This window comes from Microbacterium sp. bgisy189, from assembly GCF_965345345.1.
Taxonomy (GTDB): domain Bacteria; phylum Actinomycetota; class Actinomycetes; order Actinomycetales; family Microbacteriaceae; genus Microbacterium.
This window is the reverse complement of sequence record NZ_CBDRMZ010000001.1, coordinates 411,345-429,077: the sequence shown is the minus strand read 5'-3', so window position 1 is coordinate 429,077 and position 17,733 is coordinate 411,345. Positions and strand designations below refer to the sequence as shown.

Below are 17,733 nucleotides of genomic sequence, written 5' to 3'. Positions count from 1 at the left end.
TGGGCTCGGCGAAATCGTGTGGTTTCGGCGGCGACTGGGTGGCCTCGTAGGCTGACAGCATGGTCGCACCCGTCACGCTCCCGCGCCTGTCCTGGGGTTCACCGCACGCCACCCGTCACGCACTGCTGGTGCACGGGCTCGGCTCGAACGGTGCGCTCATGTGGCGGTACGGCGTCGAGCTCGCAGGAGCCGGCTGGCGGGCGGATGCCGTCGACCTCCGCGGCCACGGCACGGCCCCCCGCACCCTCGACTACACGATCGACGCCTACGCGACCGACCTCGTGCACACGGCTCCGGCCGATGACGAGCCGTGGGATCTCGTGATCGCGCACTCCCTGGGCGGTGCGGCGGCGACCGTCGCGAGTGCGAGCACGCCGGCGTGGACGCGCCGGCTCATCCTCATCGACCCGGCGATCCATCTGAAGGGTCGCGACCGCAATGTCGTGCGCAACAGCCAGGAGCGTTCGTTCGCCGATCCATCGCAGGATGCCGTGCGCGCCGAACATCCCGACTGGCACCCGCACGACATCGAGTTGAAGGCGCTGTCGGCGCAGCAGGCGAGCCGGTGGGCGGTCGAGCAGACCAGTGCACAGAACCAGCCGTGGGACGTCCGGGCCGCGGCATCCCGTCTGACGGTGCCCACGCATGTCATCGCGAGCGACCCCGCGGTGTATTCGATCTTCCGTCCGAGCCTTGCCGACGAGGTGCGCGCGAACAGGGTCGTGACCGTCTCGACCGTGCTCGGCGCCGGGCACTCACCGCACCGCGATCGCCCCGAAGACACCATGCGCCACGTGCGCGACGCCCTGGCCTGAGCCTTCAGGCGATGCGGGTCAGCATCGCGAGCACGGCGAGCGCGTACGCATCTTCCGGCAGCGGATGCTCGAACCCCAGCGACGCTCCGTCGAGCTCGATCTCGACGACGTGGGTGTCGGGCAGTCGCCGCAGTGCGCGGAAGGCGCCGCGCAGCATGTCGCGCAGCTGATCCTCCCTCGGCAGCCACAGCGTGTCTTCGAGCGCGACCGAGTCGAGGGCCCATTCGGTGGTTCCGTTGAACGCGAGGATCGCGCCGGTCGGGTACGCCTTCGGCTCGATCGTCATCTCACTCACGGTGAAGACGTCGGCTTCGAATTCGGGTTCGTCGAGTTGGAAGCGATCGCCGGATGCCGGTCGCCACACGAGTCCTGCCGCACGTAGCCGCAGGGCGAGGTCGGTCGAGATCATGCATCCATCCTGCTCCTCCCCCGCCTTGACGGTCGAGAGGCGGGCTAATACTATTAGCCGTATGACGATTCCTCGCGTACTCTGGTCGCTCCTCGCGCTCGCCCTCCTCGGGTTCGCGATCTTCGAGTCGGTCAAGCACGGCTGGCTGTTCGGCGGCACCATCCTCGCCGCCGCGATCCTTCCCGACGTCGCACTGATCGGCGCGTTCGACCCGGGTCGCCCCGGTCGACTGCGCCCGAGCCGTGTCGCGTTCTACAACCTGCTCCACAATCCGTGGTTGCCCGTTGTGACGATGCTGGTCGGCATCGTGTTCTCGGCGCTCGCCTTCGTCGCGGGGTGCGCGTGGCTGCTCCACATCGCGATCGACCGCGTCGCCGGCTACGGGCCTCGCGAGCCCGACGGCAGCATCCGCTCGGCCCACCGCGCAGCGGCCGGGTCGGTGGCGCGATGACTGCGACCGACCGCCGAATCGCACTCACGACCCTCGCCGGCGACGTGCTCGAAGCCGTCGGACTCGAACGGTTCGGCGTCGGCGAACTCGCACGGGCGGCGGGCATCAAGCCGCCGAGCCTCTACAAGCACTTCGACGGGATCGCCGATGTCGAGGCGGCGCTCATCGCGGAAGCGTTCCGCGAGTTCGGCGCGGCGCTCGCACATGCGGACGGTGCGCGCGGGTTCGCGCAGGTGTACCGGGCGTACGCCGCGACCAAGCCCCAGCGGTACCGCCTCATGACGGCCCGACCTCTCGACCGGGAACGACTATCGGTCGCCGAGGATGAAGTTGCGGCGATGTTGCCGCTGTTGCGTCTGCTCGGCGAAGACGTCGACCACCACCCACGATCCCGCGCCCTGTGGGCGTGGGCGCACGGGCTGATCGTGCTCGAGATCGCCGACCGCTATCCGCCCGGCGCCGACCTCGACGCCTCATGGGACGTGCTCATCGACACCGCCGAACGCTGGGCGTCGGAGGCAGACCGGCGACCCTGACCGCCGCAGATGGGACGAAGATGGAGAGCGTGAGCACCTTCTCCCCGACCGACCACCTGCCAGACGACCTGCTCGAGCGCATCCGCGGTCGGGCTGCCGCCGTCGACCGCGACAACGTCTTTCCCGAGGAGGACCTCGCCGACCTGCGCGCCGCGGGGTATCTCTCAATCCTCGTTCCGACCGCGCGCGGCGGTGCGGGCCTCGGCCTGCGTGAAGCGGCGGTGCTGCAGCAGCGACTGGCCGGCGCCGCCCCCGCGACCGCCCTCGCGGTCAACATGCACCTGGTGTGGACCGGCGTCGCCAAGGTGCTCGAGGACCGCGGCATCGATGACCTCCGCTTCGTGCAGGAAGGCGCAGCGTCGGGCGAGGTGTTCGCGTTCGGCATCAGCGAGGCGGGCAACGACCTCGTCCTCTTCGGCAGCGACACGGATGCCGTCCCGCAGTCCGACGGCGGCTATGCGTTCACGGGAACGAAGATCTTCACATCGCTCGCACCCGTGTGGACCCAACTCGGCCTGCACGGCCTCGACACCACGAGCCCCGACAGCCCGAAGATGGTCTACGCGTTCGTTCCCCGCACCGATGCCGTCGTCACCCGCGACGATTGGGACACCCTCGGCATGCGCGGCACCCAATCGCGCACGACAGAACTGCACGGCGCTGTCGCCCCCGCTGACCGGGTCGTGCGCCGCATTGCACCAGGCCCGAATCCCGACCCGCTCGTGTTCGGCATTTTCAGCGTCTTCGAGGTGCTCCTGGCATCCGTCTACACCGGCATCGCGCGGCGGGCGCTCGAGGTCGCCGTGGCGACTGTCAAAACCCGCACGTCGAAGAAGACCGGATCCCCGTACAGCGAAGACCCCGACATCCGCTGGCGCATCGCCGACATGGCGCTCGCCTACGACGCGCTGCCGCCGCAGATCGACGCGATCGCCGGCGACGTGGATGGTCTCGTCGACCATGGCGGCCAGTGGTTCGCGAAGCTCAGCGGGCTCAAGCACCGCGCCGTCACCACCGCCAAGCGGGTCGTCGACGACGCGATGCTCGTCGCGGGCGGGTCGTCGTACTTCACCCGCAGCGAGCTCAGCCGTTTGTACCGCGACGTGCTGGCCGGCATGTTCCACCCCTCCGACCCGGAGTCGGCGCACAGCACGGTCGCGACCGCTTGGCTCGGCCCACTCCCCTGAGCGGCTCGGTCAGGTGCCGGTGTCGTCGGCTGAGGTGCCGACGCCGGGCGGCAGCGGGATCTCGCGGTCGGCATCCCACGGCTCGGTCCAGCCGAGGCGCGTGAACAGGCCGTCGAGCAGCATGCCCGTGAACCCCCACACCAGGTGCTCGGGTTCGGCGCCCCGTGCCGGCAGCAGGAACGCAGGCCCACGCCACTCCTGACCGTCTCGTCGGATGACCGTCACGCCGCGATTTTCGGGGTTCAGCAAGTCGGCCACCGGAGCGCGGAACACGGCCGAGGACTCGGCCTCGTCGACGACGCGCACCGCCGACGGATGCCGCCACCACGCGAGCACCGGCGTGACCAGGTGACCGGAGTAGGCAAGCGGCACGTCTTCGAGCGCGCCGAGCACCTCGACACCGCCGGCATCCAGGCCGGTCTCCTCGGTCGCCTCACGGAGCGCTGCCGCGACCGGGTCACGATCGCTCGGGTCGACGCGTCCGCCCGGAAAGGCGACCTGTCCCGGATGCGAGCGCAGCGACTCGGCGCGCGCGAGCAGCAGCACGTCGAGGTCGCGCGAGACGGCGGGATCGTCCGCGTCGCGACCTGCAGGCAGGTCGTCGAGCACACCGAACAGGATCAGCACCGCGGCCGCACGCGGATCCTCTGCCGTGGGAAGCGCTGCGAGTTCGGGCAGGGCCGCTCCCCCGCGGCGTACCCGCACGGCGAGGGCTGCGAGTTCGGCGCGGGCGCCGAGGGCAGGACTGTCGCTCATGGGTTCAGCGCGCGTCGAAGTCGTACGCCTTCAACAGTTCGGCGACGGCTTGCTCCCGCTGCTCGCCGCCCGCTTCGAACATGTGGGCGACGTGGGTGCGCAGGTGGTTCTCGACGAGCAGTTTGTCAAGCGAGGCGAGCGCCTTCTGCACAGCCCGGGACTGGGCGATGATGTCCATGCAGTAGTCCTCGTTCTCGATCATCTTCGCCAGCCCCCGCACCTGACCCTCGATGATGCTCGTTCGGTGCAGGGCGCGCTTGCGGATGTCGTCGATCACGCGGAAAGGATAACCCGCGTGCGAGGATGTCGGGATGCCGAGCACCCCGCCGCACCTGCTGAGTCCCGCCGACCAGGAGCGTCGACGTGGCCTGCGGGTGATGAAGGGCGTCGCGCTGGGCGCACTCGCGGCGATGGCGATCCTGTTCGTGATCGCGTTCGCGCTGCAGCAGACGATGCCCGCGTGGGCGTATGTGCGGGCCGCGGCTGAGGGCGGCATGGTCGGTGCACTGGCGGACTGGTTCGCGGTCACCGCATTGTTCCGGCATCCACTCGGGATTCCGATTCCGCACACCGCGATCATTCCCCGCCGCAAGGACGAGATCGGCCGGAGCCTCGGTGAATTCGTCGAGACGAACTTCCTCGCCTCCGATGTCGTGCGCGCGAAGCTCGAATCCACACGCATTGCGGCGAAGGCCGGCGAGTGGCTGCGCGAGCCCGGCAACGCCGAGAAGATCGCCGCCGAGGGCGCGACGGTCGCTTCGGGCATCCTCACCGCGCTCAGCGACGACGAGGTGCAAGACCTCATCAGCGACCTCGCCCGCGAGCACCTGCTGAGCCCGGAGTGGGGCCCGACACTGGGTGGCTGGCTGGACCGGGTGGTCACCGCCGACGCGCACCGCGGCGCTGTCGACCTCGGTGTCGACAGCATCGCGACGTGGCTCGCCGCGAACCGTGAGGCGTTCACGGGGCTCGTCTCGCGCCGTCTGCCCTCGTGGGTGCCGTCGGTCGCGATGCGGCTCGTCGACGACACGGTCTATCACGAGGCCGTCAAGTTCACGGCGGCCGTGCAGGCCGACCCGGACCACCCGGCTCGGCGAGCCGTCGACGGGTACCTGGCGCGCTTGGCCGACAATCTGCAGCACGACCCGGCGACGATCGGGCGTCTCGAAGACGCCAAGAGCGCCGTGTTCGACAGTCCGCGCGTGCGGGAACTCGCCGCGGAGGCGTGGAACACGGCGAAGAACGGCCTGCTCGCCTCGCTCGCCGACCCCGAGAGCGGTCTGCGTCGCCGCGCGGCCGCTGCGCTCGGTGAGATCGGCGAGCGCCTCGCCACCGACGAGGCGCTCCAGCGGCGCGTGGATGACAGGATCACCGACGCCGCCGTCTTCCTCGTCGACCGCTACCGCCACGACCTCGCCTCGATCATCACCGACACCGTCGAGAAGTGGGACCCGGCCGAGACCACCGAGAAGATCGAGCTCATGGTGGGCCGCGACCTGCAGTACATCCGCCTCAACGGCACCATCGTGGGCGCCCTGGCGGGCCTGGTGATCTTCACGATCGCACACGCATTCCTGGGCTGATCGCCCTCGTCTGCGGACCTGCTCCCGGGTAGCCTGGACCCATGGAGACCGGGCAGGGTGCACTGCTGTTCAGCTACGGAGCGCTCCAGCAGCCCGAGCTCCAGCTCGACACGTTCGGGCGCGTCGTTCAGACCGAGCCCGACGTGCTCCCCGGCTACACCGCCGACTACGTCGAGATCCGCGACACACGCTTCAGCGACCGCACCGGCATGACCGTGCATCCGATGCTGCGCCGCACCGGCACAGCCCGCGACAAGGTGACCGGCCGCGTGCTGCACCTCACCGACGACGAGGTCGACGCCGCCGACGAGTTCGAGATGTCGCTGTTCCACCGCGAGCGGGTCACGCTCGCCAGCGGCCGCGAAGCATGGGTGTATCTCGGCTGATGAACAGCATCCGTCCTGCACTCAGTGTCGATCCGCTCTGGCCGCGCGCCGGCGATTGGCCCCGCCCTTCGGGGCGGGCGGATGCCGTGATCCTCGGCATCCCGGCGTTCCGCACGTCGCTGTCGCCCACCGGTGCACACGCGACCCCCGGCGCCGTGCGCGAGGCGCTGCGCCGCTACAGCCCCACCGTCATGGGCCCGCCGCCGGTCGACCTGAACGAGGTTCTGACGATCGCCGACGCCGGCGATGTCGCCGATCCCGATGGGCACGCCGGCGAGGCGCGAGTGCGCGAGCGGGTGGGTGCGCTGGATGCCGGTCTGCTGATCGCGCTCGGCGGCGACAACTCGATCACCTTCGCGACGGCGCAAGGGCTCGGCGCGACGGGACTGATCACCCTCGACGCGCACTTCGATCTGCGTGACGGCGCATCCAACGGCTCCCCCGTCCGCCGCCTGATCGAGGAGGGCCTCGACCCGGCACGCATCGTGCAGATCGGCATTGCGGACTTCGCGAACTCAGCGGCCTACGCTCGCCGCGCGGCGGACTACGGCATCCGCGTCATCGGACTCGACGAGGTGCGACGCCGCGGGACCGCCGACGTCATGGCCGAAGCGCTCGACGTTGCCGGTTCGCGCGTTCATCTCGACATCGACGTGGACGTGTGCGACCGGTCGGTCGCGCCGGGCTGCCCTGCATCGGTGCCCGGCGGTCTGCAGGCGTGGGAACTGCGCGACCTGGTGCGCCGAGCCGCGGCAGATGCGCGCGTGGTCGGGGCAGACATCGTCGAGGTCGACGCGACCGCCGATGTGCCCGACGGACGTACGGTGCGGCTCGCCGCGCTCTGCGTGCTCGACCTGCTGGCGGGCCTCGGCGCCCGAAAGGAGACCGTGTGACCACGCTCGTGCTGATTCGCCACGCCAAGAGCGACTGGGGCGACCCCGGGCTCGACGACCACGACCGGCCGCTGAACGAGCGTGGGCTTCGAGATGCCCCCGTGATGGCAGCACGCCTGCACGGGACGGGCCTTCGCCTCGATGCGATCCTCGCCTCGACCGCAGTGCGCGCCCGCACCACTGCGGGCTACTTCGGCGACGCGTTCGGCCTTGACCCGGTGCTCGACGAGCAGTTGTACGGCGCCCCGGAGCGCACACTGCTCGCGGCAGCCGCGGCATCCGGTGCGGACGCCGTCGCCGTCGTCGCGCACGATCCCGGGATGACGGTGCTCGCCGAACGGCTGTCGGGTGGCGGCATCGGCCACATGCCGACGTGCGCCGTCGCGACATTCACGTGGACGAGTGACGACTGGGACGTCGCGTCAGCGATCGACCCCGACGAGTGGAGCTTCGACTCGCCGCGGTGAGGTGGCCGCGCGGCGTCAGACCGGCGCGCCGTCTTTGAAGACGTCGCGCACGAGCGGCACGCCGGGCCGGTAGGCCAGGTGCACGCGCGTCGGGGCATCGAGCACGACGAGGTCCGCCCGCGCGCCGACGCCGAGCTGGCCGACGTCGGTGCGGTTGAGTGCCCTCGCGCCGCCGGCGGTCGCAGCCCAGACCGCTTCGCCGGGCGTCATCCCCATCTCGCGCACGGCGAGGGCGATCATGAGCGGCATCGAGCTCGTGAAGCTGGTGCCGGGGTTGCAGTCGCTCGCGAGCGCCACCGTCACACCGGCATCGATGAGGCGACGCGCGGAGGGGTACGGGTGCTTCGTCGAGAACTCGACCCCCGGCAGCAGTGTCGCGACCGTGTCGGAGCCCGCGAGCGCTGCGACGTCGTCGTCGGACAGGTAGGTGCAGTGGTCGACCGACCACACCCCGTATTCGACGCCGATCGCGACCCCCTCGCCGTAGCCGAGCTGGTTCGCGTGCAGGCGCGGCAGGAGGTCGGCGCCGATGCCCGCGAGCAGGATGCGGTGGGTCTCGGCGGGGGTGAACGCACCCGTCTCGCAGAACACGTCGAACCACTTCGCGTACGGCTTCACGGCCTCGAGCATGGGACCGGTGACGAGGTCGACGTAGCCGTCGCGGTCGTCGGCGTACTCGGCCGGAACGACGTGCGCGCCGAGGAAGGTGACCTCGTCTGTCACCTCGCGGGCGAGTCGGGCGAGTCGCGCCTCCCCCTCGACGGTGAGGTCATAGCCCGTCTTCACCTCGAACGTCGTGGTGCCCTGCGCGTGGAGTTCGGCCACGAAGCCGAGCAGCCTGGCACGCAGCTCGTCGTCGGACGCGGCCCGTGTCGCCGCCACGGTGCGTCGTATGCCGCCGGCGACATACGGGATGCCGGCCATCCGCGACTCGAACTCGTCGGCCCGGTCGCCCCCGAACACGAGGTGCGTGTGGCTGTCGACGAACCCCGGGATGACCGCTCGACCGCCGACGTCGACGACCTCGAGCGGCGTTTCGTCTCGTCGCTGCGCTCCTCGCTCAACGACCGAGGTGACCCCACCGGTCGTTGAGCGAGCGAAGCGAGACGAAACGTCCCCCGCCTCGCTCGCCGGGCCGACCCACGCGACGCGGCCGTCCTCCATCAGCAGCGCCGCGTCGTGCAGCGTGCCGCACGGGTCGCCGTCGGCGGCGACGTTCGTCGTCAGCTCGCCGATGTTCGTCAGCAGCGTCGCGGTCACTGGGTCTCCGCCATCGGCACGTTGAGGCCGCGCTCGGCGGCGACTTCGCGGGCGCGGTCGTAGCCGGCATCCACGTGCCGCATGACGCCGGTGCCGGGGTCGTTGACGAGCACCCGCGCGAGCTTCTCGGCGGCCAACTCCGTGCCGTCGGCGACGGTGACTTGGCCGGCGTGGATCGAGCGGCCGATGCCGACCCCGCCGCCGTGGTGGATCGAGACCCACGATGCGCCGGATGCCGTGTTCAGCAGCGCGTTCAGCAGCGGCCAGTCGGCGATCGCATCTGATCCGTCGGCCATCGCCTCGGTCTCGCGGTACGGGGACGCCACCGAACCGGCGTCGAGGTGATCGCGGCCGATGACGACCGGACCCTTCAACTCGCCCGACGCGACCATCTCGTTGAACTTCAGCCCGGCGAGGTGCCGCTCCTGGTACCCGAGCCAGCAGATGCGGGCAGGGAGTCCCTCGAAGTGCACGGTCTCCCCCGCCTTCTCGAGCCACCGGACGAGCCCGGCGTTGTCGGGGAAGAGCTCTGCCACGGCGCGGTCGGTCTTGGCGATGTCCTCGGGATCACCCGACAGCGCCACCCAGCGAAACGGGCCGCGGCCTTCGGCGAACTGCGGCCGGATGTAGGCGGGCACGAACCCCGGAAAGGCGAACGCGTTCTCGAAGCCGCCGAGCTTCGCCTCGGCGCGGATCGAGTTGCCGTAGTCGAAGACGGCAGCCCCGGCATCCTGGAACCCGACCATCGCCTCGACGTGCTCGGCCATCGCCTCGCGGGCGCGGCGGGTGAAATCCTCCGCGTCGCGCTCGGCGTCGGCCTTCCAGTCGTCGAACGCGACGCCCACCGGCAGGTATGCGAGCGGGTCGTGGGCGCTGGTCTGGTCCGTGACGATGTCGATCTGCACGTCACCGGATGCCTGCCGGCGCAGCAGTTCGGGGAACACCTCGGCGGCGTTGCCGACGACCCCCACCGAGAGCGCCTCGCCGGCGTCGCGGGCAGCGCTGACGCGGGTGACCGCGGCATCCAGGTCGGTCGTGTACTCGTCGAGATACCCGTGCGCGACGCGGCGGGCCAGGCGCGATTCGTCGACGTCGACGATGAGCACGGCGCCGTCGTTGAGCTTGACCGCGAGTGGCTGCGCGCCGCCCATCCCGCCGCAGCCGGCGGTGAGGGTCAGTGTGCCGGCGAGCGAGTCGCGGCCGAGCGAGCGGGCGACGGCGGCGAAGGTCTCGTAGGTGCCCTGCAGAATGCCCTGCGTGCCGATGTAGATCCACGACCCGGCGGTCATCTGGCCGTACATCGTGAGGCCGAGCGATTCGAGGCGCCGGAACTCGGGCCACGTCGCCCAGTCGCCGACGAGGTTCGAGTTGGCGATGAGCACGCGCGGCGCCCACTCGTGCGTGCGGAACACGCCGACCGGCTTGCCGGACTGCACGAGCAGCGTCTCATCGGGCTCGAGCTCGTCGAGGGTGCGGATGATCGCGTCGTACGCCTCCCAGCTGCGGGCGGCGCGGCCGGTGCCGCCGTAGACGACGAGGTCTTCGGGGTGCTCGGCGACCTCGGGGTCGAGGTTGTTCATCAGCATCCGCTTGGCGGCCTCGGCACCCCAGCTCTTCGCCGTGCGCTCGGGTCCGCGCGGCGCGCGGACGGTGCGGGTCGTGGTCATGGCTGCCTCCCTTGGCGTCGCCGTTCGTTCTTCGGTGATCTGTACAGCGTCGGACGGATTCACGGCGTGGCCTCCGAAGTTGCGTGAATCTCCGAAGAAGTGGATGCCGCAGCCACCGCGGCCGCGGCGATAGCGCCCGACAGCACCAGGTCGGTTGCCGTCTCCAGGTCGGGCGAGACGAATCGGTCGGGGCCGGGGCCCGCGACGACGGTGCGCAGCAGGTCGCGGACGGCGCCGGTGGCGGGGCCGGGCTGCAGGGGGGCGCGCAGGTCGAGGGCGCGGCATCCGGTGATGACCTCGATCGCGAGCACACGGGCGAGCCCGTCGACGCCGCGGCGCAGCTTGCGGGCGGCCGACCAGCCCATCGACACGTGGTCCTCCTGCATCGCCGATGACGGGATCGAGTCGACGGATGCCGGCACCGCGAGGCGCTTGAGCTCGGAGACGATGCCGGCTGCGGCGTACTGCGCGATCATGAGACCCGAGTCGACGCCGACCTCGTCCGCGAGGAACGGCGGCAGGCCGTGGCTGCGGGTGCGGTCCAGCGCCCGGTCGGTGCGGCGCTCCGAGATCGAGGCGACGTCGGCGACGGCGATCGCGAGGAAGTCGAGCACGTACGCGACCGGCGCGCCGTGGAAGTTGCCGTTGGATTCGACCCGGCCGTCGGGGGTGATGACCGGGTTGTCGACGGCGGCCGACAGCTCTCGCACCGCGATCGTGCGGGCGTGGTCGATGGTGTCGCGGGCGGCGCCGTGCACCTGCGGCGAGCAGCGCAGTGAGTAGGCGTCCTGAACACGGGTGCACACGGCGGGGTCGCGGTGGCTCGCGACGACCGGCGAATCGGCGAGGAAGGCGCGGAGGTTCGCGGCGGAGTCGGCCTGGCCGAGCTGCGGGCGCAGCGCCATGAGGTCGGCGGCGAAGACGGCGTCGGTGCCGAGCTGGCTCTCGATCGAGAGGGCCGCTGCGACGTCGGCGGTCGTCAGCAGCACGTCGAGGTCGTGGAGGGCGAGCAGCAGCATCCCGAGCATGCCGTCGGTGCCGTTGATGAGGGCGAGGCCCTCCTTCTCCTCCAGCACGAGCGGGACGATCCCGGCTTCGTCGAGCACATCGGCGGCGGGACGCAGGTGCCCCTCGGCGTCGCGCACCTCGCCTTCGCCCATCGCCGCGAGCGCGATGTGCGAGAGCGGTGCGAGATCACCGGAGCAGCCCAGCGATCCGTACTCGCGCACGATGGGCGCGATGCCGGCGTTCAGGAGGGCGGCGTATGTCTCGACGACGACGGGGCGGACGCCGGTGCGGCCGGTCGCGAGGGTCTGCAGGCGCAGCAGCTGGATCGATCGCACGACCTCGCGCTCGACCTCAGCACCGGTGCCTGCGGCGTGGGACCGGATGAGGCTCGCCTGCAGCTGCCGGCGACGCTCCGGTGCGATGAAGGTCGTGGCGAGCGCGCCGAATCCGGTCGAGATGCCGTAGTGCGGTTCGGGGTCGTCGGCGAGGCGCTCGACGAGGGCGCGGGTCTCGGCGACACGGGCGAGCGCGGCGGGGTCGATGACGACGGTGGCGTCGTGGCGGGCGACGGTGACGAGCTCGGCCGGGGTGAGCGGGCGGGCGCCGACGGTGACGGTCTCGATCGGAGGCATGCTCCGATTCCACTCCCCCGCGGTGCGCGTCGCCACAGGGTGGATGGCATCATGTGTCTGTGATCCCAGACAAGCCGCAGGTGCCGGCCGCCGACCAGACGCTGCGAATGCTCGGCTACCTCGCGCGCCAGCGCGGCCCTGTCGCCGCGCGCACGATCGCCGATGCCCTCGGCATCCCTCGATCGACCGTTTATCACCTGCTGGCCGCGATGGCTGCCCACGGGTTCGTCGTGCACCTCGAGGCCGAGCGCCGCTGGGGACTCGGCACCGCCGCGTTCGAACTCGCCGGCGGGTTCGCCCGGCAAGAACCGCTCGCGCGCATCGGTCGACCGCTCGTCGCGGCGCTGGCCGACCGGGTCGGTGAGAGCGCGCACCTGGCCGTCATGACCGGGCGCGACGTGCTGTACATCGTCGAGGAGCGGGCGCCGCGCCGGCCCGCCCTCGTGACCGACGTGGGCGTGCGGCTGCCCGCGCATCTCACCGCGACGGGGCGGGCGATGCTCGCGCTGCTGCCCGCCGCGCAGGTGCGGGCGCTGTTCCCGGATGCCGGGGCCTTCGCCGACCGCACCGGCCGCGGGCCCCGGCGGCTGTCGGAGCTACGACCCGTTCTGCAGCGGGTCCGCGCCGCGGGGCACGCCGCCGAAGACGGCGAGGTCACAACGCGCCTGCGATCGGTCGGCGTTGCCGTGCGCGATCACGCCGGCTGGCCCGCCGCCGCCGTCGCCGTCACGTGGCCCGCTGACGCCGATCGCGATGAACAGGTGCTCGTCGCCGCGGTGACGGACGCGGCATCGACCCTCTCCCGTCGCCTGTACGCGCGATAGTGCCGCCCCGCCTCCACGCCACAGTCTCGTGAGGCGGCCGAGTCGTTCGAATATCGGATGCCGGAGCTCTACGCCGGGGACGCGTCCGGTGAAGCCGGTCGTCCGGCACCCGCGCCCTATCCGGCCGCGTGCCGTCCGCAGGCATGGTCGGCCGCTGCCGCCGTGACCTGCGCGCGCATCGCCGGGGGTGCGTGAGGGGGCGCTCAGGCGACGTCGGCGACGGTGGCACCGGTGAGCGCGACCAGCTCGTCGAACGTGAGCGGAACGACGGTGTGCGGTGTGCCGCCGGCAGCCCAGATCTCGTCGAACGCGCGCAGGTCGGCATCGACGACCGTGCGCAGCGGGGCGGGGTGGCCCGTGGGTGCGACGCCGCCGATCGCCTGCCCGGTCGCATCGCGCACCTGCTCGGGCGTCGCCCGGCGGATCGGACCGGTGCCGAGACGTTCGGCGAGCGCGGCCGTGTCGACGCGGTGCGCACCGCTGGTCATCACCAGCAGCGGTGCGTCGTCGCACTGGAAGACGAGGCTGTTGGCGATCGCGCCGACCTCGACGCCGAGGGCCTGCGCGGCCAGCACGGCGGTGGATGCGGCATCGGGCAGCATGACGATCTCACCGGCGATGCCCTTGGCGCGAAGCGCATCATGGACGAGTCGGCTGCGGGGCGAGAGGTCTTCGGGCGCGGTCACCGCTTCAGCCTAAGCCGTGTTCGCGCACGGCAGATCGGGCCCCGATCCCGGGCACGGGTCGGGTGACGAGTGTGTCGAACATGCACGAATCCGGCACCGTCATGAATCCCACGTTGACCGACGAGCAGTGGGACAAGCTGCGATCGCACGCGACGCCGCACGACGCCGAAGTCGGCGAGTTCTTGGTGCGTGCAGGGCAGGAGGGTCCGGCGCTCGTCGTCGTCGAATCAGCGCTCGTCGAGGTCGTGCGCGAGAAGCTGAAGTGGATCGACGAAGAGATCATCGGCACCGGCGGCCGCCGCACCTTCATCGGCGAACTCGGCGCGCTCAACGGGCAGCGTCCCTTCCTGTCGCTGCGGGTCGCCGAAGCGGGACTCGTGCACCTCGTCAGCCGCGCCGACCTGCGCGCGCTCATGGACGAGGACGACGAGCTGTGCGACCTGCTGCTGCACGCCCTGTGGGCGCGCCGCGAGGGGCTGCGCAACAGCACGGCGGCGATGACCTTGAAATTGATGGGCGGCGGCGACCTGATCGGCCAGGCGACGCTGCAGGCGCTGAAGTTCGGCGTGCGCGTGTACGCACCGTGCGCCGCCGTCTCGCTCGAGCAGTCCGGCGACAACCTCGACATCACCCTCGCCGACGGCCGCATCATCTGCGCACGGTCGGCGATCGTCACCTCGGGCGCCGCGTACCGCCGTCTGCAGCTGGATCGCTGGGACGAGTTCGAGCGCGCCGGCATCTACTACGCCGCCACCCCGCTCGAACTGCGGCAGGTCGCCGGCGACCGGTCGTCGTGGTCGGCGGTGCCAACTCCGCCGGGCAGGCGGCGCTGTATCTCGCTGCGAACGACTGCCCCGTCGACCTCGTGGTGCGCGGCGACGATCTCGGCGCGCGGATGTCGTCATACCTGGTCGGAAGGCTCACCGAAGACCCCCGCATCCGGGTGCGCATGGCCTTGAACGTCGTGTCGCTCGGCGGCGAACGGTCACTGGCATCCGTCGGCATCGACACAGTCGGCGAGGTCGACGCCCGCGGCCTGTTCTGCTTCATCGGTGCACAGCCCGCGACCGACTGGATCGCGCAGCTCGATCGCGACGCCGAGGGGTTCATCCGCACCGGCACCGATGTGCAGGTGCAGACCCTCGCACGTTGGCAGCACGTGGGCCGCGAGCCGCTGCCGTTCGAGACGTCGACGCCACGGGTGTTCGCCGCCGGTGACGTGCGCCGCGGGTCGATGAAGCGTGCCGCCGCCGCCGCCGGCGAAGTCTCGAGTGCCGTCGCCTCGGTGCACCGCGCGCTCGCGCTGGTCTGAGCCGACGTCAGCGGGTGACGGGGCGCGCGATGACCGCGCCGACCGCGCCCACGAGCGCCGCCAGTGCCATGAGCGTCGCGACGGGCCACCAGTGGCCGGTCGCCGCGACCATCGCGGTGGCCGCGAGCGGCGCGAGTCCGCCGCCGACGATTCCCGCCGCTTCGCGACCGATCGTCATGCCGGAGTAACGCACCGCGGGGTCGAACAGCGACGCGAGCCAGGCCGGCTGCACGCCGTCGGCAGCGGCGTTGACGATGCCGATCATGAGCGTGAGCACCGCGACGACGAGCGTCGCGTCACGGGTGTCGAGCACGACGAACAGCGGTGCCGCGAGCACTGCGAGCGCTGCGAGCGCTCCCCCGGTGACCCACGCGGCGCGCCGGATCAGCAGCGCCCACACCGGGCAGAGCGCGGCGGCGACGGCGGCGGCGACCATAAGCGCCGTGAGGGTGACGGTCTTCGGCATGCCGAGCACCGTGGTCGCGTAGCCGAGGCAGAACACCGAGACGACGTAGAAGCTCACGTTCTGGCCGAACCGGACGAGGAACACGGCGAACACGTTGCGCGGCGCCACGAGCGCGGCCCGCAGCGGCGCGCGCTCGCGGTCGCCGCCTTCGACGACCCGGTCGAACTCGGGGGTCTCGGCGACGCGTGTGCGCAGGTACAGTCCGAGCAGCACCAGGGCGCCGCCGGCGAGGAACGGCAGCCGCCATCCCCACGCGAGCAGGCCCTCGTCACCGACGGCGGCTGCGACGATCGTGAACGCGAGACTGCCCAGGATGAGCCCGACGTAGAGTCCGCTCGTCACGAGCGCGCCGGCCACGGCGCGGCGCGTGCCGACACTCTCGAGGGCGAGCAGCGCGGCACCGCTCCACTCCCCGCCGGCGGCAGCGCCCTGTGCGAATCGCAACACGACCAGCAGCACGGGGGCCGCGACGCCGATCTGCTCGTAGGTCGGAAGCACGCCGATGAGCGCGGTCGCTGTGCCCATGACGAAGAGGGTCGCGAGCAGTGTGCGCCGCCGGCCGATGCGGTCGCCGAAGTGCGCCGAGACGAGTCCGCCGATCGGTCGCGCGATGAAGCCGGTGGCGTAGACGGCGAACGACAGCAGGATCGCCGTCAGCGGCTCTTCACGCGTGAAGAACAGCGTCGGAAAGACGAGGGCTGCCGCGGTGCCGTAGAGGAAGAAGTCGTACCACTCCAGCACGGTCCCGATGGATGCCGCGGCGACTGCGCGTCGCGACCGGCCTTCCGGGGGCCCGGCGGGGGTGGCTGTATGGGTGGACGGTGTGGTCAGGTGCACGCTCATCGGCGACATCCCTTCGCTCGCATGATCGAGATCAGGTTCGACGGGTGTGATCTCAGCCGCCGCGCGAACGCATCGGCACCCCGTGTCGGGACCCGAGCATAGTGGCCGCCGGATGGGCAGCCTGACCACATGACGGACACACGATTCGACACGACGGCACCGCCTTCGGGCGATGGCTGCGCCGAATGCGACGCGGTGGACGGCTGGTGGGTGCATCTGCGCAGGTGCGCGGCGTGCGGGCACGTCGGCCTCGCCTGACCGCATCCACCCCGCCGCCGAGATTGCCGAAACTGTCGCCCGGAGGGCCGTTTCGCGACAGTTCGCGCAATCTCGCGAGCCATCGCGCAGCGAATCTGCTCGCAAATCGACGCGATCAGGCGCACAATGGTCATGGACCCGCAACGCCGCGGGCCGCGAGTGCACGCCCACAAGGCCGGCCGAAAGAGAACGCGATGACCCACGCTCTGCCCTTGCCCGATGTCACCCACGAGCGCGTGGAGGTGATCACCGGACGGCGCAGTGGCCTGTTCATCACCGTCGCCCTGCACTCGTCCGTCCTCGGCTCCGCCCTCGGTGGCGCCCGGCTGTGGACCTACCCGCACTGGAGCGATGCGCTCGGCGACGCCCTGCGACTGTCGGCCGCGATGACGCTGAAGAACGCGGCCGCGGGACTGGATGCCGGTGGCGGAAAGTCCGTCATCGCTCTGCCGCCCGGCACGGTGCTCGATGCCGAACGCCGTCGCGCCGCCTTCCTCGACCTCGGTGACGCGGTCGAGCTGATGGGCGGCCTGTACCGCACGGCGGAAGACGTGGGTTCGACCACGGGCGACATGCTCGTCGTCTCGGAGCGCACCGAGCACGTCGTGGGCCTGCCCGACACCGTCGGCGGTTCGGGCGAGCCTGCCGGCCCGACGAGCCTCGGCGTCTACGAGTCGCTGCGCGCGACGCTCGAGCGGGTGACCGGCTCCCCCGACGTCGCCGGTCGTCGCATCACGATCTCGGGCCTCGGCCAGGTCGGCAGCCGCCTCGCCGTGCGCCTGTCGACGGAGGGTGCCGCGCTCACGGTCACCGACGTCAATCCCGACAAACTGCACCTGGCCGCCGAGCTCGGCGCGACGTGGGTCGCACCCGGCACCGAGCACACGGTGCCCGCAGAGGTGTTCGTGCCCGCCGGCATCGGCGGGGTGCTCGACGACGAGACGATCGACGCGCTCGATGCGCGCGCGGTGTGCGGCCCGGCCAACAACCCGCTCGCCGCCCACAGCGGGGCGCAGCGTCTGGCAGACCGCGGCATCCTCTACGCCCCCGACTTCGTCGTGAACGCGGGCGGGGTCATCTACCTCGACCTGGTCGCCAAGCATCTCGGTTCGCGCGATGAGGTGTTCGCGCGCGTCGCAGGAATCGGCGACACGATCCGCACGATCTTCGACCGCGCCGAGCACGACGGCACGACGCCGCTCGCGGCGGCCGAAGCGCTCGCTGCGGCACGCCTCCAGGCAGGAGCCCACGCGCTGGTCTGACGCGCGGATCACACGGGTCGAAACCCAGTCCC

Annotated in this window: 19 protein-coding genes, 1 pseudogene and 1 riboswitch; of the genes and pseudogenes, 12 read left to right on the top strand and 8 right to left on the bottom strand. The window is 71.2% G+C overall.

Translation table 11 applies throughout. The features are described 5' to 3' along the window. Positions 1-59: 59 nt before the first annotated feature. Entirely contained in the window at positions 60-815 is a 756-nt protein-coding gene (locus tag ACSF8R_RS02085) for an alpha/beta fold hydrolase (protein ID WP_434810179.1), read from the top strand. A 4-nt stretch (positions 816-819) separates the two neighbouring features. Here ACSF8R_RS02085 and ACSF8R_RS02080 read toward each other — a convergent pair whose 3' ends face one another. Then, positions 820-1,224, bottom strand: coding sequence for a pilus assembly protein CpaE (locus ACSF8R_RS02080; RefSeq protein WP_434810178.1), 405 nt, complete (start codon positions 1,222-1,224; stop codon positions 820-822). 61 nt (positions 1,225-1,285) lie between these two features. Here ACSF8R_RS02080 and ACSF8R_RS02075 point away from each other — a divergent pair, with 61 nt between their 5' ends. Genes ACSF8R_RS02075 through ACSF8R_RS02065 form a run of 3 tightly spaced genes read left to right on the top strand, consistent with a single transcriptional unit; the run spans position 1,286 to position 3,398 of the window. Continuing rightward, entirely contained in the window at positions 1,286-1,675 is a 390-nt protein-coding gene (locus tag ACSF8R_RS02075; protein WP_434810177.1) for a DUF4260 family protein, read from the top strand. After that, positions 1,672-2,211, top strand: a complete 540-nt coding sequence (locus ACSF8R_RS02070) for a TetR/AcrR family transcriptional regulator (protein WP_434810176.1) — start codon at positions 1,672-1,674, stop codon at positions 2,209-2,211. The genes ACSF8R_RS02075 and ACSF8R_RS02070 overlap by 4 nt, the downstream gene beginning before the upstream one ends. 20 nt (positions 2,212-2,231) lie before the next feature. Next, entirely contained in the window at positions 2,232-3,398 is a 1,167-nt protein-coding gene (locus tag ACSF8R_RS02065) for an acyl-CoA dehydrogenase family protein (protein WP_434810175.1), read from the top strand. 9 nt (positions 3,399-3,407) lie between these two features. Here ACSF8R_RS02065 and ACSF8R_RS02060 read toward each other — a convergent pair whose 3' ends face one another. Next, the gene (locus tag ACSF8R_RS02060; protein WP_434810174.1) at positions 3,408-4,154 is read right to left on the bottom strand and encodes an NUDIX hydrolase; all 747 of its coding nucleotides are present in this window, start codon (positions 4,152-4,154) and stop codon (positions 3,408-3,410) included. A 4-nt stretch (positions 4,155-4,158) separates the two neighbouring features. Beyond that, on the bottom strand, positions 4,159-4,431 hold the full coding sequence (locus ACSF8R_RS02055) for a metal-sensitive transcriptional regulator (protein WP_434810173.1): 273 nt from the start codon (positions 4,429-4,431) through the stop codon (positions 4,159-4,161). A gap of 34 nt (positions 4,432-4,465) precedes the next feature. Here ACSF8R_RS02055 and ACSF8R_RS02050 point away from each other — a divergent pair, with 34 nt between their 5' ends. Genes ACSF8R_RS02050 through ACSF8R_RS02035 form a run of 4 tightly spaced genes read left to right on the top strand, consistent with a single transcriptional unit; the run spans position 4,466 to position 7,483 of the window. After that, positions 4,466-5,737 carry a DUF445 domain-containing protein gene (locus ACSF8R_RS02050; RefSeq protein ID WP_434810172.1) on the top strand — a complete coding sequence of 424 codons (1,272 nt, stop codon included), beginning with the start codon at positions 4,466-4,468 and terminating at the stop codon, positions 5,735-5,737. Positions 5,738-5,778: 41 nt separating this feature from the next. After that, the gene (locus tag ACSF8R_RS02045; protein ID WP_434810171.1) at positions 5,779-6,123 is read left to right on the top strand and encodes a gamma-glutamylcyclotransferase family protein; all 345 of its coding nucleotides are present in this window, start codon (positions 5,779-5,781) and stop codon (positions 6,121-6,123) included. Continuing rightward, positions 6,123-7,016: an arginase family protein gene (locus ACSF8R_RS02040; RefSeq protein WP_434810170.1), complete on the top strand. Its 894-nt coding sequence runs from the start codon at positions 6,123-6,125 to the stop codon at positions 7,014-7,016. The genes ACSF8R_RS02045 and ACSF8R_RS02040 overlap by 1 nt, the downstream gene beginning before the upstream one ends. Continuing rightward, positions 7,013-7,483, top strand: a complete 471-nt coding sequence (locus ACSF8R_RS02035; protein ID WP_434810169.1) for a SixA phosphatase family protein — start codon at positions 7,013-7,015, stop codon at positions 7,481-7,483. The genes ACSF8R_RS02040 and ACSF8R_RS02035 overlap by 4 nt, the downstream gene beginning before the upstream one ends. Positions 7,484-7,498: 15 nt before the next feature. On the opposite strand, the gene hutI is transcribed toward ACSF8R_RS02035, so the two are convergent. From hutI to hutH, 3 genes are read right to left on the bottom strand one after another with little or no spacing between them, the layout of a single operon-like run. Beyond that, positions 7,499-8,743 (bottom strand): imidazolonepropionase, encoded by a 1,245-nt coding sequence (gene hutI / locus ACSF8R_RS02030; RefSeq protein WP_434810168.1) that lies wholly within the window; start codon positions 8,741-8,743, stop codon positions 7,499-7,501. Continuing rightward, positions 8,740-10,410 carry a urocanate hydratase gene (gene hutU, locus ACSF8R_RS02025; RefSeq protein ID WP_434810167.1) on the bottom strand — a complete coding sequence of 557 codons (1,671 nt, stop codon included), beginning with the start codon at positions 10,408-10,410 and terminating at the stop codon, positions 8,740-8,742. Before hutU ends, hutI begins: the two co-directional genes overlap by 4 nt. A gap of 59 nt (positions 10,411-10,469) precedes the next feature. Beyond that, positions 10,470-12,050, bottom strand: coding sequence for a histidine ammonia-lyase (hutH, locus tag ACSF8R_RS02020; RefSeq protein WP_434810166.1), 1,581 nt, complete (start codon positions 12,048-12,050; stop codon positions 10,470-10,472). A gap of 107 nt (positions 12,051-12,157) precedes the next feature. Here hutH and ACSF8R_RS02015 point away from each other — a divergent pair, with 107 nt between their 5' ends. After that, on the top strand, positions 12,158-12,874 hold the full coding sequence (locus ACSF8R_RS02015) for an IclR family transcriptional regulator (RefSeq protein WP_434810377.1): 717 nt from the start codon (positions 12,158-12,160) through the stop codon (positions 12,872-12,874). A 203-nt stretch (positions 12,875-13,077) separates the two neighbouring features. On the opposite strand, the gene ACSF8R_RS02010 is transcribed toward ACSF8R_RS02015, so the two are convergent. Next, positions 13,078-13,560, bottom strand: a complete 483-nt coding sequence (locus ACSF8R_RS02010; RefSeq protein ID WP_434810165.1) for a YbaK/EbsC family protein — start codon at positions 13,558-13,560, stop codon at positions 13,078-13,080. A gap of 16 nt (positions 13,561-13,576) precedes the next feature. Here ACSF8R_RS02010 and ACSF8R_RS02005 point away from each other — a divergent pair, with 16 nt between their 5' ends. After that, positions 13,577-14,872, top strand: a complete 1,296-nt coding sequence (locus ACSF8R_RS02005; RefSeq protein WP_434810376.1) for an NAD(P)/FAD-dependent oxidoreductase — start codon at positions 13,577-13,579, stop codon at positions 14,870-14,872. Between the two features lie 7 nt (positions 14,873-14,879). On the opposite strand, the gene ACSF8R_RS02000 is transcribed toward ACSF8R_RS02005, so the two are convergent. Further along, a complete protein-coding gene (locus ACSF8R_RS02000) occupies positions 14,880-16,181 on the bottom strand; it encodes an MFS transporter (protein ID WP_434810164.1) in 1,302 nt (433 codons plus the stop codon). Then, a riboswitch (TPP riboswitch) is annotated at positions 16,173-16,274 on the bottom strand. Its footprint overlaps the gene before it by 9 nt. 36 nt (positions 16,275-16,310) lie before the next feature. Here ACSF8R_RS02000 and ACSF8R_RS01995 point away from each other — a divergent pair. After that, positions 16,311-16,430: pseudogene (locus tag ACSF8R_RS01995) on the top strand (UBP-type zinc finger domain-containing protein); the annotation flags it as partial. A 203-nt stretch (positions 16,431-16,633) separates the two neighbouring features. After that, entirely contained in the window at positions 16,634-17,701 is a 1,068-nt protein-coding gene (locus ACSF8R_RS01990; protein WP_434810163.1) for a Glu/Leu/Phe/Val dehydrogenase dimerization domain-containing protein, read from the top strand. Positions 17,702-17,733: the final 32 nt, after the last annotated feature.

Excerpts from the sequence above, each read along its gene's own strand:
- ACSF8R_RS02080 (WP_434810178.1), bottom strand. The coding sequence starts at position 1,224 with ATGATCTCGACCGACCTCGCCCTGCGGCTACGTGCGGCAGGACTCGTG.
- ACSF8R_RS02085 (WP_434810179.1), top strand. The coding sequence starts at position 60 with ATGGTCGCACCCGTCACGCTCCCGCGCCTGTCCTGGGGTTCACCGCAC.
- ACSF8R_RS02000 (WP_434810164.1), bottom strand. The coding sequence starts at position 16,181 with ATGAGCGTGCACCTGACCACACCGTCCACCCATACAGCCACCCCCGCC.
- ACSF8R_RS01990 (WP_434810163.1), top strand. The coding sequence starts at position 16,634 with ATGACCCACGCTCTGCCCTTGCCCGATGTCACCCACGAGCGCGTGGAG.
- hutH (WP_434810166.1), bottom strand. The coding sequence starts at position 12,050 with ATGCCTCCGATCGAGACCGTCACCGTCGGCGCCCGCCCGCTCACCCCG.
- ACSF8R_RS02015 (WP_434810377.1), top strand. The coding sequence starts at position 12,158 with ATGCTCGGCTACCTCGCGCGCCAGCGCGGCCCTGTCGCCGCGCGCACG.
- ACSF8R_RS02060 (WP_434810174.1), bottom strand. The coding sequence starts at position 4,154 with ATGAGCGACAGTCCTGCCCTCGGCGCCCGCGCCGAACTCGCAGCCCTC.
- hutU (WP_434810167.1), bottom strand. The coding sequence starts at position 10,410 with ATGACCACGACCCGCACCGTCCGCGCGCCGCGCGGACCCGAGCGCACG.
- ACSF8R_RS02065 (WP_434810175.1), top strand. The coding sequence starts at position 2,232 with ATGGAGAGCGTGAGCACCTTCTCCCCGACCGACCACCTGCCAGACGAC.
- ACSF8R_RS02075 (WP_434810177.1), top strand. The coding sequence starts at position 1,286 with ATGACGATTCCTCGCGTACTCTGGTCGCTCCTCGCGCTCGCCCTCCTC.
- ACSF8R_RS02045 (WP_434810171.1), top strand. The coding sequence starts at position 5,779 with ATGGAGACCGGGCAGGGTGCACTGCTGTTCAGCTACGGAGCGCTCCAG.
- ACSF8R_RS02040 (WP_434810170.1), top strand. The coding sequence starts at position 6,123 with ATGAACAGCATCCGTCCTGCACTCAGTGTCGATCCGCTCTGGCCGCGC.
- ACSF8R_RS02050 (WP_434810172.1), top strand. The coding sequence starts at position 4,466 with ATGCCGAGCACCCCGCCGCACCTGCTGAGTCCCGCCGACCAGGAGCGT.
- ACSF8R_RS02070 (WP_434810176.1), top strand. The coding sequence starts at position 1,672 with ATGACTGCGACCGACCGCCGAATCGCACTCACGACCCTCGCCGGCGAC.